Source organism: Rhizobium sp. NLR10b (genome assembly GCF_019685435.1).
Lineage (GTDB): Bacteria > Pseudomonadota > Alphaproteobacteria > Rhizobiales > Rhizobiaceae > Rhizobium.
The window spans coordinates 147,748-162,642 of record NZ_JABDWV010000012.1 but is presented as its reverse complement, the minus strand read 5'-3'; the positions used below and the strand labels follow the sequence as shown (position 1 = coordinate 162,642).

Annotated in this window: 13 protein-coding genes and 1 riboswitch; of the genes, 7 read left to right on the top strand and 6 right to left on the bottom strand. The window is 61.0% G+C overall.

From position 1 onward, the window contains the following. Window positions 1-31: 31 nt before the first annotated feature. Window positions 32-1,870 carry an ABC transporter ATP-binding protein gene (locus HJB91_RS20560; protein WP_221155813.1) on the bottom strand — a complete coding sequence of 613 codons (1,839 nt, stop codon included), beginning with the start codon at window positions 1,868-1,870 and terminating at the stop codon, window positions 32-34. A 306-nt stretch (window positions 1,871-2,176) separates the two neighbouring features. On the opposite strand from HJB91_RS20560, the gene HJB91_RS20555 reads away from it, so the two are divergent. Then, window positions 2,177-2,578: a GFA family protein gene (locus tag HJB91_RS20555; protein ID WP_210631080.1), complete on the top strand. Its 402-nt coding sequence runs from the start codon at window positions 2,177-2,179 to the stop codon at window positions 2,576-2,578. Window positions 2,579-2,595: 17 nt separating this feature from the next. Here the strand turns inward: HJB91_RS20555 and HJB91_RS20550 are convergent, their stop codons facing one another. After that, window positions 2,596-3,126, bottom strand: a complete 531-nt coding sequence (locus HJB91_RS20550) for a DUF1003 domain-containing protein (RefSeq protein ID WP_210631081.1) — start codon at window positions 3,124-3,126, stop codon at window positions 2,596-2,598. Between the two features lie 189 nt (window positions 3,127-3,315). Here HJB91_RS20550 and HJB91_RS20545 point away from each other — a divergent pair, with 189 nt between their 5' ends. The 3 genes from HJB91_RS20545 to HJB91_RS20535 all read left to right on the top strand — a co-directional run bounded on the left by HJB91_RS20545 (window position 3,316) and on the right by HJB91_RS20535 (window position 6,508). Beyond that, a complete protein-coding gene (locus HJB91_RS20545; RefSeq protein ID WP_221147600.1) occupies window positions 3,316-4,995 on the top strand; it encodes an NAD+ synthase in 1,680 nt (559 codons plus the stop codon). 26 nt (window positions 4,996-5,021) lie between these two features. Continuing rightward, window positions 5,022-5,852 carry a hypothetical protein gene (locus tag HJB91_RS20540; RefSeq protein WP_221155812.1) on the top strand — a complete coding sequence of 277 codons (831 nt, stop codon included), beginning with the start codon at window positions 5,022-5,024 and terminating at the stop codon, window positions 5,850-5,852. An 89-nt stretch (window positions 5,853-5,941) separates the two neighbouring features. Further along, entirely contained in the window at window positions 5,942-6,508 is a 567-nt protein-coding gene (locus HJB91_RS20535; protein ID WP_221147638.1) for a hypothetical protein, read from the top strand. Window positions 6,509-6,734: 226 nt separating this feature from the next. Here HJB91_RS20535 and HJB91_RS20530 read toward each other — a convergent pair whose 3' ends face one another. From HJB91_RS20530 to HJB91_RS20520, 3 genes are all read right to left on the bottom strand, one after another. Next, the gene (locus HJB91_RS20530) at window positions 6,735-7,802 is read right to left on the bottom strand and encodes a 3-deoxy-7-phosphoheptulonate synthase (protein WP_221147602.1); all 1,068 of its coding nucleotides are present in this window, start codon (window positions 7,800-7,802) and stop codon (window positions 6,735-6,737) included. 332 nt (window positions 7,803-8,134) lie between these two features. Further along, entirely contained in the window at window positions 8,135-8,716 is a 582-nt protein-coding gene (locus HJB91_RS20525) for a hypothetical protein (RefSeq protein ID WP_210631087.1), read from the bottom strand. A 58-nt stretch (window positions 8,717-8,774) separates the two neighbouring features. After that, on the bottom strand, window positions 8,775-10,652 hold the full coding sequence (locus HJB91_RS20520; protein WP_221155837.1) for a HAMP domain-containing methyl-accepting chemotaxis protein: 1,878 nt from the start codon (window positions 10,650-10,652) through the stop codon (window positions 8,775-8,777). A 322-nt stretch (window positions 10,653-10,974) separates the two neighbouring features. Next, window positions 10,975-11,162: riboswitch (cobalamin riboswitch) on the top strand. Between the two features lie 41 nt (window positions 11,163-11,203). Here HJB91_RS20520 and bluB point away from each other — a divergent pair. Next, window positions 11,204-11,893, top strand: coding sequence for a 5,6-dimethylbenzimidazole synthase (bluB, locus tag HJB91_RS20515; protein ID WP_221155811.1), 690 nt, complete (start codon window positions 11,204-11,206; stop codon window positions 11,891-11,893). 3 nt (window positions 11,894-11,896) lie between these two features. Here the strand turns inward: bluB and HJB91_RS20510 are convergent, their stop codons facing one another. Continuing rightward, window positions 11,897-12,994 carry a DUF2865 domain-containing protein gene (locus HJB91_RS20510; RefSeq protein WP_221155810.1) on the bottom strand — a complete coding sequence of 366 codons (1,098 nt, stop codon included), beginning with the start codon at window positions 12,992-12,994 and terminating at the stop codon, window positions 11,897-11,899. 259 nt (window positions 12,995-13,253) lie between these two features. Here HJB91_RS20510 and HJB91_RS20505 point away from each other — a divergent pair, with 259 nt between their 5' ends. Both HJB91_RS20505 and HJB91_RS20500 read left to right on the top strand, forming a co-directional pair. After that, window positions 13,254-13,616, top strand: coding sequence for a YciI family protein (locus HJB91_RS20505; protein ID WP_210631090.1), 363 nt, complete (start codon window positions 13,254-13,256; stop codon window positions 13,614-13,616). Further along, window positions 13,613-14,848, top strand: a complete 1,236-nt coding sequence (locus HJB91_RS20500) for an RNA polymerase sigma factor (protein ID WP_221155809.1) — start codon at window positions 13,613-13,615, stop codon at window positions 14,846-14,848. The genes HJB91_RS20505 and HJB91_RS20500 overlap by 4 nt, the downstream gene beginning before the upstream one ends. Window positions 14,849-14,895: the final 47 nt, after the last annotated feature.

Genomic DNA, 14,895 nt, shown 5'->3' with positions numbered 1-14,895 from the left:
ACCCGGCGCGATGCCGGGTTTTTTGTTGCCTTCAGATGCTCGCCTGAATGCTGTGCAGGTTGGCATAGACACCGCCCTGCGCCATCAGATCATCATGCGTGCCCTGTTCGACGATGCCGTCGCCGGTCAGGACCAGGATGCGGTCGGCATGTCGCACTGTCGACAGCCGGTGGGCGATGACCAGGGTGGTGCGGCCGTTCGCCAGAGTGAGCAGCGCCTGCTGCACCGCCCGTTCGCTCTCGTTGTCGAGGGCGCTGGTCGCCTCGTCGAAGATCAGGATTTCCGGATCTTTCAGGAAGGCGCGGGCGATCGTGATGCGCTGGCGCTGGCCTCCTGACAGTTTGACGCCGCGCTGGCCGATATCGGTATCATAGCCAATGGGCAGGGCCATGATGAAGTCGTGCGCATTGGCGGCGCGGGCAGCCGCCTCCAGCTCGGCATCGGTCGCATCCGGCCTGCCGTAGCGGAGGTTTTCCGCGACGGTGCCGGCAAAGAGATAGACGTCCTGCTGCACCACGCCGACATGGCGCCGGAGCGAGGCCAGCGTCACGTCGCGGATATCGATTCCGTCGATGCGGATCGCTCCGGCGTCGATATCGTAGAAGCGCGGTATGAGCGCGCAGAGCGTGCTCTTGCCGACCCCCGAAGGCCCGACCAGGGCGACGAATTCTCCGGGGGCGATGGTGAGGGAAAGCCGCTCCAGCACCCTGGGACCATCGGCTTCGTAGCCGAAGGCGACGTCGGAAAAACTGATCTCGCCCCTCGGCACCGGCATCGGACGGGCGTTCGGCCGGTCGGTGATATCGGGATCGATCTCCAGGATTTCCATGGCTCTGATGAAGCCGGTATAGCCTTCCTGCCAGAGGCGCACGAAATTGGCGAGCCGCTGCACGGGATCAACCAGCACGCCGACGCAGAGCAGGAAGGTCAGCATATCCGGGACGGTCAGGTCCGCCGCCAGGATGCGCAAGCCTCCTGCGATGATTACCAATATGGTAACGAGCTGGGCGAAGGTTTCGGTGCCGACCGAAAACCACGCCTCGCTGCGGTAGCCTTCGGCGCGGCTTTGCAGAAAACGCTGGTTTTGCGCGGCGAAGCGCTGCCGTTCCAGTGCCTCGTTGGCGAAGGACTGGACGACACGGATGCCGGCGAGCGCATCTTCGACACGCTCGTTGACGGCGGCGATCTGCCGCTTGCTGGCTTCGAGCGCACGGTTCATGCGCCGGTTGAAATAGAGCGCATAGACCACTGCCACCGGAGTGAGCAGCAGGATGAGAGTCGCCAGCAGCGGATCGATGAAGAACAAGACCAGCATGGCCCCGCCATATTTCAGAACGGCAATGGAGAGATCCTCCGGGCCGTGGTGAAAGAGCTCGCCCAGCCAGAGGGAGTCATTGGTGATGCGGCTCATTAGCTGGCCGGTGCGCTGGCGGTCGTAGAAGCTGAACGAGAGTTTCTGGCAATGCTCGAAGAGTTCCTGCCGCACTGTCGCTTCGATGCGGGCGCCCATGACATGGCCGCGATAATCGACGAAGAAGATCGCCGCTATCTGGACCGCGAGAACGGCCAGCATCACACCGCCCATCGCAAGGATCTGAGCGAAGGCCTGCGGGGTGTCCGGTAGAGCAAGAAGCCGGCTCGTGACGATGTTGGCGCAGAGCGGCAAGGCAACCGCCGTGCCGGCGACGAGGATGGCGCAAAGCAGATCCGCAAGTAGCAACGGCAGATGCGGACGGTAATAGGAGATGAATTTGCGCATTCGCGACCGGCGCCGCTCGCGGTCGGCGGCTTTCCAATCGCCCCGGAAGAGGTTCAGAAAGAGGTTATGGCGTCGCGAGCTTTTCCTCGCGCGGGAGAACGGAGTATGCATGAAGCAGAATGTCCTTGTGGGCGATGTTTCCTTTCTGTTTGGACAGGGTCGCTCTCATTTCAGTCTCCCGGCGGTTGAATAAATCGAGGCTATAGTATCACCGAGAACGGCGTCCGGTTCAACGCGGTGACGATAGGCGATGGGCCGGTGTGGTCGATGGGCAACAGCGAGGGGTCGCCAGCCATGCTTGGGCGAGTGCCGCTTTTGGCGTGCACCTTCAAGATTTCTGATCGCTCGTTCAGGGGAATGGATTTGACGGCAGGGCCGAGTGGCCGCACTTTCTCCAGGAGCGAGGAGAGAACGATCATGCGCGAACAAAACACAGGCGGCTGCCTTTGCGGCGCCGTGCGATATTCAATCGCGGCGAAGCCAGGACCGGTGGTTGGCTGCCATTGCTCGCAATGCCGCCGGCAGACGGGATTTTACTATGCCGCGGTCAACGTGCCGCGCGCCTCTCTTTCGATCGAGGGAGCAGAAGCCATCCGCTGGTATCGGTCCAGCGAAGAGGCGCAGCGCGGCTTCTGCTCGAATTGCGGCTCGGCATTGTTCTGGCAGGGTGACGGACGATCGGAAGTCTCGGTGATGGCAGGCACTTTCGACGAACCGAGCGGCCTCACCTTCAGCCACCATATCTACTGCGCCGACAAGGGCGATTTTTACGAGATATCAGACGGTCTGCCGCAATATGACAGGTATCCGCCTGGTTGATGTGAGGATGCCTCGCGTCAGGTCTTGGTCGCGAGCGCGGCAGTGAGACGCGCGACGTCTTCGCGCAGCGCCGTCAGTTCGGTCAGCACGCTCATGTCGATCTTCTGATGCAGCGAGAGCACTTCGAGTTCGGCCTTGAGGTTGACTTCGTAATCCTTGGCGGCCTCGAAGCGGTCGCGCTCGGCCTGGCGGTTCTGCGACATCATGATGATGGGCGCCTGGATGGCGGCGAGCATTGACAGGATCAGGTTCAGGAAGACGAAGGGGTAGGGGTCGAAAGCGCCACTCGCCAAAACGATGGTATTGATCACCGTCCAGACGACGAGGAAGGCCAGGAAGCCGAGGATGAATGACCATGAGCCGCCGACACGGGCGATGCTGTCGGCGACACGTTCTCCAAACGAGGCCTCGGCAGAAAGGGCGGCGTTGACGTCGGTCGAGATGATCTTGCGCTCGTGCGCTTTCGCCAGCACGCGCTTTTCGGTGTCGCCGAGTTCTTCGGCCGGTTTGTCGAAATGATGGTGCACGAAATTCGAGAGATTATTCATGGCCTGTTTCCGATGACCGTTATCGATATTGCCGCTTTCGCGCGTCAGTATTCCGCTCCGCCGGTAAATTGCAATGCATCGGTGCCGTAAGCCTTCAGCGCGCCTGTTCACAAAAAATTCGTGAGCCCGATGCAACGCTTTGGCCGCGAACGTGTTGCGGTAACGGGAGCCGCAGGCTAAACAGATGACATGACACAGGAAAACGCTCTCTCCGATATCTTCCGCATCGCGATCGGCCAGCTCAATCCAACGGTCGGCGATGTCGCCGGCAATCTTGCCAAGGCACGTGAAGCGCGCGCCGAGGCAGCCCGAGAGGGCGCGCACCTACTCGCGTTGACCGAGCTTTTCATCTCCGGCTATCCGCCGGAGGACTTGGTGCTGAAGCCGGCCTTCATCCGCGCCTGCTGGAACGCGGTGGAAAGCCTTGCGGCCGACACCGCCGATGGCGGGCCGGGCGTCATCATCGGATTCCCCAGGCAGGACGAGACGGGGCGCTATAATTCTGTTGCCGTGCTCGACGGCGGCAAGGTCGTCGCGGTGCGCGACAAGGTCGATCTGCCGAATTACGGCGAGTTCGACGAGAAGCGGGTCTTCGTGCAGGGGGCCATGCCGGGGCCGGTGAATTTCCGCGGCGTGCGGCTCGGCATTCCGATCTGTGAAGATATTTGGGGCGAACTCGGCGTTTGCGAGACGCTTGCCGAAAGCGGGGCGGAGATACTGCTGTCGCCCAATGGTTCTCCCTATTATCGAGGCAAGGTGGATATCCGGCATCAGGTGGTGCTGAAGCAGGTGCTGGAGACCGGCCTGCCGCTGATCTATGCCGCCCAGCTCGGAGGCCAGGACGAGCTCGTGTTCGATGGGGCGAGCTTCGCCTTCAACGCCGACAAATCGCTCGCCTTCCAGATGAGCCAGTTCGAGACGGCGCTTGCAGTGACGACCTGGAAACGTCGGGAAGCAGGTTGGCACTGCGCCGAAGGGCCGATGGCGCGTATCCCCGAAGGCGAGGAGGCCGATTACCGCGCCTGCCTGCTCGGCTTCCGCGACTACGTCAACAAGAACGGCTTCAAAACCGTCGTTCTCGGCCTTTCCGGCGGCATCGACTCGGCGATCTGCACAGCGATCGCGGTCGATGCTCTCGGAGAGGAGCGGGTGCGAACGGTCATGCTGCCCTATCGCTACACCTCGGAAGATTCACTGAAGGATGCAGCCGACTGCGCCAAGGCGCTCGGTTGCCGTTATGACATCGTACCGATCGAGCAGCCAGTAACCGGATTCAGCAGCGCGCTGTCCAACCTCTTCGAGGGTACAGAGAGTGGTATCACCGAGGAGAACTTGCAGAGCCGCGCGCGCGGCGTCATCCTGATGGCGATCTCCAACAAATTCGGCGCGATGGTGGTGACGACGGGCAACAAATCGGAAATGTCGGTCGGCTACGCCACGCTCTATGGTGACATGAACGGTGGCTTCAATCCGATCAAGGACCTCTACAAGATGCAGGTCTATGCGCTGGCGCGCTGGCGCAACGAAAACGTGCCGCCGACTGCGCTCGGGCCGTCGGGCGAGGTGATCCCGCAGAATATCATCGACAAGGCGCCGTCCGCGGAGCTGCGTCCCGACCAGAAGGACCAGGATTCGCTGCCGCCTTATCCCGTGCTCGACGATATCCTCGAATGCCTCGTCGAAAAGGAAATGGCGGTCGAGGAGATCGTGGCGCGCGGCCATGATGTGGCGACGGTTCACCGGGTCGAGCATCTGCTCTATCTTGCCGAATACAAGCGTCGGCAATCGGCGCCGGGCGTGAAGATCACCAAGAAGAATTTCGGCCGCGACCGGCGCTATCCGATCACCAACCGATTCCGCGATCGCTGACGTAATCGACATATCGGGGAGGCAATATGCGAAGCTCGGTCGAGATCTACAATGTCAGGACGGGCAGGGCTCGCGAGGTCTGGCAGACGGACAGGCTGGTGGAGGCGCCGAACTTCTCGCCCGATGGTTCCTATCTCCTGCTGAACGGCGACGGGCTGCTCTTCCGGCTGCCGCTCAATGGCGGCGAGGTGGTTCAGGTCGATACCGGCTTTGCCGTCAACTGCAACAATGACCATGGTATCTCGCCTGATGGCACCGAGATCGCCATCTCCGACAAGACCGAATTCGGCAAGTCAGCGATCTATATCCTGCCGATCGAAGGCGGCACGCCGCGGCTCGTCACCCAAAACCAGCCATCCTACTGGCACGGCTGGTCGCCGGACGGGCGTCAGCTGGCCTATTGCGGCATTCGCGACGACCTCTTCGATATCTATACCATCTCCGTCGATGGCGGCGTCGAGACGCGGCTGACCCATGGCGAGGGCCGTAACGACGGGCCGGATTATTCCGCCGACGGGCAATGGATCTATTTCAACTCCAGCCGCACCGGGCTGATGCAGATCTGGCGCATCCACCCCGATGGCACGGGTCTCCAACAGGTGACTTCGGATGATCAAGGGAACTGGTTCGCCCATCCGTCACCCAGCAATGACAAGGTGCTGATCCTGTCCTACGACCCATCGGTTTTCGACCATCCGCGCGACCTCGACGTGCGGCTGCGGCTGATGGATATGGACGGCGGCAATCTGAAGACGCTGTTCGAGCTTTTCGGCGGGCAGGGCACGATCAACGTGCCCTGCTGGTCACCGGATGGTGATGAGTTTGCCTATGTCAGGTATTTTCCGGTGAGATCTTGAAAGCGGCGCACCGCCATTTGATGATGGGGCGGTGGGAATTTGATGATATCGAGAGACCGCCTACTGAGGATGAATCTGGAGGTATAGACTTGCTGGCTGTCTTGAGATGGGCGTGGACGCTGCGTGGTTTCACGATCGCCGGCTCCGTGGTGGGAATGGGTTTCACGCTCGCAGGATGTTCATATCTTTTTGTCCGCGGGGTCGAGGGAAGCTACCTCGCAACGGGTACTCCGGTGCTCGGAAAGGTGATCGCAAGTAACGAGAGTGAGCAGACGGGGGGAACGATTGAGATTGGCTCGGCCGAAAGGCAGCAATGCAAGGGTCGCTACAGCGTGTCGCAGGTGAAGACAAATTTCTGGAAGCTGGAGACCGGCGAGCGAACCTATCGCGGGAAGATCTACTGTCTGGATGGTCGAGCAGGGGCGTTTGAACTCATATCGAAGGATAAGGGGAAAACCGGCTCGATCACCGGCGAAATCAATGGCGAGGAATTTCAACTCGATATGTTCGAATCGAAGAGCCGTGAGTGCATGACGGACGAATGCAGATGGGGCTTGAAGTGGACTTACGAAAAAGAGCGCGACGATATGCGTACCTATTACAGGGTCGCGACTGAACACGAGCCCGATTCAACGGATCCATGGCTGCTCTATTAAATCTGCTCCTATTCCGCGTGCTGCTGATCCGGCCCGGACCCCACCCATGATGGCGGGCGGTGGGTTAGTAACCCACGTTGCTCGTGCCAGTTTCAAATCGGAACTTGGATCGATCAACTGGGCGTGAGTTATGAGCCGTATCCGGTAGGCGTAGCCGTGAGATAACGGGGTTGGCCCCACCGCCCTGTTAGGCGGTGGGTCTGCTCGCCGTGCTTGATGTTGTCTGTCAGGCTGCGACGGCTGCCTTGCGCCGCTCGCGGGCAGCTTTCGCCAGATCTTCCAGCACGCCAACAGACATATCCCAGTCGATGCAGCCATCGGTGATCGACTGGCCGTAGACCAGCGGCTTGCCGGGAACGAGATCCTGGCGGCCGGCGACAAGGTTGCTTTCTACCATCATGCCCTTGATATGATGGTTTCCGGCGGCGATCTGCGAGGCCACGGAATGGACGACGAGCGGCTGGTTCATCGGATCCTTGCCACTATTGGCATGGCTGGCGTCGATGAGGATGCGGGGGACGACGCCGAGTTTAAGGCATTCCGCTGTGACGGCTTCGACATCAGCCGCCTCGTAATTCGGCCGCTTGCCGCCGCGCAGAATGATGTGGCAGTCCTCATTGCCCTTTGTCGAAGCGATTGCCGCCTGTCCGTCCTTGGTGACGGCCGGGAAGTGATGCGGCTGTGAAGCGGCCAGGATCGCGTCGAGCGCGACGCGTGCGCCGCCGTCGGTGCCGTTCTTGAAGCCGATCGGACAGGAGAGGCCGGAGGCGAGCTGGCGGTGGATCTGGCTCTCGGTCGTGCGCGCGCCAATCGCGCCCCAGCTGACGAGGTCGGCAATGTATTGCGGCGTGATCGTCTCAAGGAATTCGACGCCGGCGGGAAGGCCCATCGCATTGATGTCGAGCAGCAGGCGTCTGGCAGTCCTCAGTCCTTCCTCGATACGGTAGCTGCCATCGAGGTGCGGGTCGTTCATCAAACCCTTCCAGCCGACCGTGGTGCGGGGCTTTTCGAAATAGACGCGCATGACGATTTCCAGATCACTGGAGAAGCGCTGTCGCTGCTCGGCCAGCCGCGAGGCATATTCGAGCGCGGCAACCGGATCGTGGATGGAGCAGGGGCCGATGACGACGATCAGGCGGTCGTCTTCAGCCTTGAGGATCTGGTGGATGGCACTGCGGTTGCTGGTCACCGTCTCGCTGACTGAAGCGGTTCGGGGAATTTCCGCGATGATATCGGCGGGTTTGGTCAGTGGGGTGATCTCGAGGATACGCAGATCATCGATGGTATCGGACACGGCATGGCTCCTGTTTGGTCATACCGTGCGGAACAAAAAAGCCGCCAGGTAGACTAGCGGCTGTTCGGGTGGTCGTCGCGTCGAATTCAGTTACGCACGGACCCGCATCCGCTGAGAGCAGCGGTACGAATAAAATCGCGAGGCGTAGATTGAAGTCGTGGACATGGCGCGTATGTAGCGTCGCCGCCGTCCATTGTCACGCAAAATTTGCAAGCTGAAATCACCGTTCAAGGGAGCGGCTTCCTGGTTCGGGAGGCAAAGCCTATGGCCCGGAAGCGTCCACTTCCGGGCCATATGGTCTATAATTCGCGCGAAAAATGCGCATGCCGCAATCAGAGGGCGTCGACGTTCACGCCGACGGTGACCGCGCCGATCGGCGTTCCCGCTTCGTCCGAGATCGTGATGCTTGCCTGCGACTGCAGTGTCTGGGTCGATTCGTCCTTCTCGATCTCGTCGACGAAGACGGCATCCTTGCCGGCGCCGAAGGACTTCTGGAATTTCGCCTCGTCGCCCTGCCAGTAGTCGGAGGTGACGTCGCTTTGACCGACATTCAGCCCTTTTGCGTCCATGACAAAGATCTCGGTAATCTTGCCGCCAGACGCTTCTTTCTTCGCCTGAAGGAATTTCGACAGCTGATTGCCAAGCACGCCATCGATCATGGAATGGTCGGAGCCGTCGACCTCGCCACGCCATTTCTTGTCGAGAGCGTCGATGTCGGCTTCGCTTAGCTTGGCGTTCGCAGTGTCCTGCGCCTTGATGGCCTCGATGATGGCGGGATCGTTCAGCCAGGGCTTCACGTCGCTCTTCACGTAGTCGGCGATAGGGGCAAGCTTGGCATCCTCAGCCATCGATACGCTCATGGGCGCGACGATAGCGGCAGAGGTGAAAAGCAATGCGGTCACAACTCTCTTCATAACTGTTCCCTTCCTGTGATCAGTTGCTGAAAAATAAAGTCTCGTCGGGGGGGCGGCGTCAGAACTCCTCCCAGGCACCGGGAGAAGCGGCAACGGCTGCATTTCCTGCAAGCCGCGGCACGACGGTTCTGGTTTCCGGACGAGATTGACTGGCGCTCGGCTGGACCGGCCTGGGCTGACTCGCCAAGGATGCGCCGACGAGGAACCGGCCGGCCGAATCCTGCAGCCGGCGTCCCTGCGACAGCAGTTCCTGGCAGGCCGCGTTCGTTTCTTCGACCATCACCGCGTTCTGCTGCGTCGCATGATCCATCTGGTTGATCGCGCCGTTGATTTCCTGCAGACCGGTCGCCTGCTCGCGATAGGACTGAACGAGGGTAGCGATGCTGTCGCTGATGCGGTTGATCTGCTCCTCGATCTTCAGGAGAGCGTCGCCGGTCTCGTTCACCAGCCCGACGCCGGCAGCAACCTCTTGGCCGGAAACGTTGATCAGGTTCTTGATTTCCTTTGCCGCATTTGCCGAGCGCTGGGCGAGTTCACGAACCTCCTGTGCGACAACCGCAAATCCCTTGCCGGCCTCGCCGGCACGTGCGGCCTCGACGCCGGCATTCAGCGCCAGCAGATTCGTCTGGAATGCGATTTCGTCGATGACGCCGATGATGCGGCCGATCTGACTGGAGGAGGTTTGGATCCGGTCCATCGCGCCGATCGCGTCGCGCACCACCGTCGCCGAGACGTGAGCACCTCGCTTGGTTTCCTCGACCAATTGTCCAGCATTTTCAGCCCGCTGCGACGATGTTTTGACTGTCGTCGTCACTTCATCTAGTGCCGCAGCGGTCTGTTCCAGTGCTGCCGCCTGCTGTTCGGTCCGTTTGGCCAGCTGATCTGCGGAGGAAGCCAGCTCGCTCGATCCGCCCTCAACCGCGACGGAAGCGATCTTTATCTCTGTCAGCGCGGCTGCGACGGCCTGGACCATGTTGTTGAAGTCCTGCCGCAATTTATCGAATTCAGGGCCGAGATCGGCAAGCTGGATCGAGAAGTCGCCGGCGGCCAGTCTTTCCAATGCGTTCGCAAGAGTGGTCATCACCAGCCGTTGCCTGTTGCCGGCTTCTTCCGTCAGCAATGCGTTGCGGGCCCGTTCGGCGTCGAACGAGGCGGTCTGCTCGGCAGTGACTTGCTCTCTTTCGACCTTTGCGATCGCCTCGTGACGGAAGACCTCCAGCGCACGGGCGAGGAAGCCGATTTCGTCGCCATTCTCCTTGTAGGCGACGGAGGAGGCGAGGTCGCCATTCTGCAGCGCGCCAATTCGTTTGCTGAGGATCCTGAGCGGCCTGCCAACGAGGCTGCGCATGGCGAGGAGGAAAGCGATGACGGCGAGAACGGTGATGGCGGACTGCGTGAGCAGCGAAACGAGGACCTTCTGGCGGACTTCGGAAGTGATTTTTTCGACAGACCAGTTCGTGACGATGTAGCCGGTTGTCTTGCCCGACTTGTCCAGCGGCAGCGGCGCGATAATCGTGACCAAACCGGCGGACATTCCGCTGTCATCGATCGTCGTTTTGTCGGGTTTTGCGCTGAGGCGGGTCGCCAGGTCGGCCGGCGTTGGCAAACCGGAAACGCCGTCGCGGGTCCAGCTGTCGACGGCAGCGAGCTCTGCGTTGAATGCGGCAAATTGCACAAGATCGAGCGAGGGATCGTCACGATACAGCGAATAAGCCTCGCGAACGGCGTTCGCCTTGCCCCATTTGACGCCGCCGGCGGCCAGAGATGCAAACTGCTCCGCATCCTTGGACCAATTTGCGTGGGCGCCGTCAACCAGCGCCCGGGTTTCATACATCCATGTATAGGTGGCCAAGGCGGAAATGCCGCAGAGATTGACGGCAACGATAATCGCCGCCAGCTTGGCTGTCAGGGGCATCGTTTTCAAGAATTGGAACATCCGTGGAGCCTGGAATTGCGGCTCGGTCGACCATCTTCGCGACCGGCACATCAGCGCGGCATCGACGCTGACGGTCACATCACGAGCGCTCATGCCCATGTCGGAGTTTGCGACCCAAAACGCGCAAAGGCAGTGTGGATTTGATGTGTGAATAAATCATAAAGTAGAGGAGGATGGGCGGGCACACAGAGGCTGTTTCCTCCTGCGACCAAAAGATCGCCGAGGAGGGGGTTGTCTGCCCGGTGATCCGCCCCTCGATCAGCCATATGCAGCCGTGGTTTCAGGTTCGGTCTGCGTGCACTTGCCGCCGCGTCGGTTTCCTGAAATAGATGCGCCGTCAGGTGCCCGCCGTCCAGGCGGGAGAATCGGGAATCCGGTGCAAGGCCGGAACGTGCCCAACGCTGTAAGGCCGACGTCTGCCGCTTCATCGCGCCACTGGCTTTTGCCGGGAAGGCTGCGGCAGATGGATGAAGCCAAGTCAGAAGACCGGCCTGGCGAGATAGACCCAACCCGCGCGGACGGCGGGCGGTTGCGTTGTTGGGGATTTGACGATGCGACCCTTTGATGCGGATGCCCTTTCGGCGGCGTCCGGTTTTTCGCTGGCTGAGCGCGAAGCCGTGTATCACGCGATCATGACGCGGCGTGACGTGCGCAGCCAGTTCCTGCCCGATCCGTTGCCCGACGACGTCGTGGCGCGGCTCCTGACAGCCGCCCATCATGCGCCGTCGGTCGGCTTCATGCAGCCATGGAATTTCATTCTGGTGAATAGTCCAGCTGTCCGTGCGCGCGTGCGCGACGCCTTTGCCAAGGCCAACGAAGAGGCGGCGTCGATGTTCGAAGGCGAGCGGCGGCAGGCCTATCGGTCCCTCAAGCTCGAAGGCATCGTGGAGGCGCCGCTCGGCATATGCGTGACCTGCGATCCCACTCGCGGCGGCAGCGTGGTGCTGGGACGGACGCACAATCCGCGGATGGATTCCTATTCGACCGTTTGCGCCATCCAGAACCTCTGGCTTGCGGCCCGCGCCGAAGGGGTCGGCATCGGCTGGGTCAGCATCTTTCGTGAAGGCGACCTGAAATCAATTCTCGGCATACCCGAGCATATCGAGGTGGTCGCTTGGCTCTGCGCCGGCTTTGTCGATCGGCTTTATGATGAACCGGAACTCTCGGTCAAAGGCTGGCGGCAGCGGCTGCCGCTCGAGGAACTGGTTTTCCACGACGGATGGGGACGCAACGACCCTTAGCAATTACTGCTGTTGTGGTTGCGGGCCCGGCGTCGCCGGATTGGCAAGGTCGATCGAGCCCTGGTCGCCAGCAAGGAATTGCGGGCCGACCTGACGGACCTTGTTCTGCGTGGGGTCGTAGGGACGCTCGGGAACGGATGGCTGCGGCGGGACTGCTGCTGCCGCAGTATCTTTCGCCGGCGGATTGGTGCGGACCGTCGTGATCGAGCCCTGCTGCGGCGGTTCGCCCAGGGTCTGCTTGCCGCGCATCTCCTCGTAATAGGCGGTCAGATTGCAGGCGCAGGTATTTTTCTCGCCGGGAGCGCGGTTCTTGTAGGCAAAGGCGTTCTTCATGGCGCTATAGGGCGCGCCTGTTGCGACCGAGATCATGTTCGAGGCTTCGGTGCTGGTCACGTCGCGATAGAAGAGCTCGGTCTCGATGCCGGGGCACATCTTGGCGCAGGTCTGCGCATCGCGGCCGAAATCGACCGAGGTGGTGTTCGAACTGATCGGGAAGAAGCCGCCGTCGCAGCTGCGAACGCAAATGGTGCTGACCGGCGAAAACATTTCGGCCCTCGGCAGGCCGTAAAATGGATCGGCCTCTTCACCGCCGCCAAGCGGGATGAAGGTGTCGGTGCGCATCGCCTGTTCCTCGACGCTTGGGGCAGGATCGCTGGCGCTGCGCTCGGTCGGGGCATAGAAATTGTCGCTGCTGCAGCCATTGCGTTCGAGGGCCGCCGTCAATTCCCGGCGCGCGTCGTCATCGCCGGCCTGGCTGCGCAACTCGTCGCGCTGATCCTGGAGATAACGGATATTGTCGACCATCCGGGCTTCGGCATCAGAAAGCTCGGCGCAAAAATCGGCATTCTCGCCGCCGATCACCACCATGCTACCCGAGGTGCAGCCATAGCTGCGCAGATCGTTGCGGACCTTGCGCAGCTCGAGGTTCTGCTCGGCGATTGCGCTGGCATATTGGCGCGCTTCCTGCCCGTTATTGTTGCCGATCGATCGTGGTAGGTCGGCCAGGCGACCACGCAGGTCGTTGCAGACGGCGCTGCTGTGTGCGGCAGCCGGCGATGCCAGCGCAAGCACAAGAGCAAGAGACAGGTTTCGGCGTTTCACGGCATCGTCCGGAAGTGAGAAAGTGTCGATCGGTCAAAGGTGGCGTCCATTCGCCGTACCTTGTCTCTTAAGGTATTTCTCTTAATAAGCTTGGATCAATTCCTAGCGCATTTTCGCGATTTTATCCAGAAGATGCGGGCAACAGCGTTGCCCCGGCGACGGACACTGCAGCCGTTAACAGCAGTTCCCTTCTTCATCCGAATTGTTATTCTCCCAGCTTGCTCCTGCTGGGGATTGGTTTTCACTGGGGATAAAGCAAATGCGCTACATGCTGATGCTGCATGCGGACGAAGCTGCCGGGAAGTCCATAGCGCCCGAGGACATGGCGCGCTTCATGGGCCAGATGTATGCCTATCAGCAAGCGCTGGAGAAAGCGGCAGCATTCGTCTCCAGCAATGCCCTGGTCGGTTCCTCTGAGGCGAGTGTCGTTCGCGTTCAAGGGAATGACGTCAGTGTTCTGGACGGCCCTTATGCGGATGTTCGCGAACAGTTCGGTGGGTACTTTATCATAGACGTTGCCGATATGGACGAAGCCAACAAATGGGCGGCGCGCTGCCCTGCTGCGTCCTGGGGAACGGTTGAGGTTCGTCGCATCAGGGATGCGTCGGAACATGCAGGATGACGGTTTCGGGTTCCACCGTTGCCCGAGGTGTAGCAGAGCGAGTGGCGCGCGAGAGCTATGGTCGCCTCGTCGCCTATCTTGGCGCGCGCTTGGGTGATATCGCGTCCGCCGAGGATGCGCTCGCGACTGCTTTCCTCACGGCTCTCGAAAAATGGCCTGTCGATGGCGTGCCCGATAACCCCGATGCCTGGCTGTTGACGATCGCGCGCAGGCGCAAGCTCGACGACTGGCGCAAGGACAAAGTGAAGGCGAAGAGCGCCGATCGTCTTACCCTCATCGCCGAGGAACTCTCGGCAGCGGCGGAAATGGATGAGGAAATTGCGGACAGGCGACTGGCGCTCATGTTTGCCTGCGCACATCCTGGCATCGATGCCTCCGCGCGAACGCCGCTGATCCTCCAGACCGTGCTGGGCCTGACCGCTGCAGACATCGCCGCGCGGTTTCTCGTCTCTCCGAGGGCCATGGGCCAGAGGCTCGTAAGAGCCAAGGCGAGGATCAGGGATGGGAAAATTCCGTTCCTCGTGCCGGAAAAGGAGGAACTATCGCACCGGCTGCCGCCGATACTCGCCTCCATCTACGCCGCCTATACCAGCGGGTGGATGGACATCGACAGGGCGGAAGCGCTTGGACAAGAGGCAATCTGGCTTGCAAGCGTGGTTGTATCCCTGCTTCCGCATGAGCCGGAGCCGAAAGGTCTTCTTGCGCTGATGCTTTATACGGAGGCGCGGCGATCATCCCGCAGGGCCCCCGACGGTGCATTCGTACCGCTGGACAGCCAGGATGTCGGACTTTGGGATCACGATCAATTGCGCCTCGCCGAGGGTCTCCTGCGAGAAGCCAACGCAAAGGGTCCGACTGGCCGCTACCAGATAGAGGCGGCCATCCAATCTGCCCATGTCGCGCGCCGTTTGAGCGGCATCTCAAACTGGCAGGACGTCGTTTCCCTCTATGACGTGCTGGGCAGGATTGCTCCGTCGCCCGTCGTGACGCTCAATCGGTCCGTGGCTCTCGTGCGGATAGGGCAGGCAGACGCGGCGCTTGGTGACATACATGCGCTTGCCGGCGATCCGCGAATGGCCGACTACCTGCCGTACTGGACGGCCCGCGCGCAGATTTGCGCCGAGCTAGGCAGGCATGTCGAGGCGGCGGAAGCTTTCACAGTCGCTATCGGATTGTGTTGGTCGGAGGCAGAACGGCGCCACCTCGAAGAACAGCGCTCAAAAGTTTTGTGATGACCGCAAGCTTTTTTGCGCGGCCTGTCGAAATCGAGAACTCCTGC

Excerpts from the sequence above, each read along its gene's own strand:
- HJB91_RS20560 (WP_221155813.1), bottom strand. The coding sequence starts at position 1,870 with ATGCATACTCCGTTCTCCCGCGCGAGGAAAAGCTCGCGACGCCATAAC.
- HJB91_RS20555 (WP_210631080.1), top strand. The coding sequence starts at position 2,177 with ATGCGCGAACAAAACACAGGCGGCTGCCTTTGCGGCGCCGTGCGATAT.
- HJB91_RS20550 (WP_210631081.1), bottom strand. The coding sequence starts at position 3,126 with ATGAATAATCTCTCGAATTTCGTGCACCATCATTTCGACAAACCGGCC.
- HJB91_RS20545 (WP_221147600.1), top strand. The coding sequence starts at position 3,316 with ATGACACAGGAAAACGCTCTCTCCGATATCTTCCGCATCGCGATCGGC.
- HJB91_RS20540 (WP_221155812.1), top strand. The coding sequence starts at position 5,022 with ATGCGAAGCTCGGTCGAGATCTACAATGTCAGGACGGGCAGGGCTCGC.
- HJB91_RS20525 (WP_210631087.1), bottom strand. The coding sequence starts at position 8,716 with ATGAAGAGAGTTGTGACCGCATTGCTTTTCACCTCTGCCGCTATCGTC.
- HJB91_RS20520 (WP_221155837.1), bottom strand. The coding sequence starts at position 10,652 with ATGTTCCAATTCTTGAAAACGATGCCCCTGACAGCCAAGCTGGCGGCG.
- bluB (WP_221155811.1), top strand. The coding sequence starts at position 11,204 with ATGCGACCCTTTGATGCGGATGCCCTTTCGGCGGCGTCCGGTTTTTCG.
- HJB91_RS20505 (WP_210631090.1), top strand. The coding sequence starts at position 13,254 with ATGCGCTACATGCTGATGCTGCATGCGGACGAAGCTGCCGGGAAGTCC.
- HJB91_RS20500 (WP_221155809.1), top strand. The coding sequence starts at position 13,613 with ATGACGGTTTCGGGTTCCACCGTTGCCCGAGGTGTAGCAGAGCGAGTG.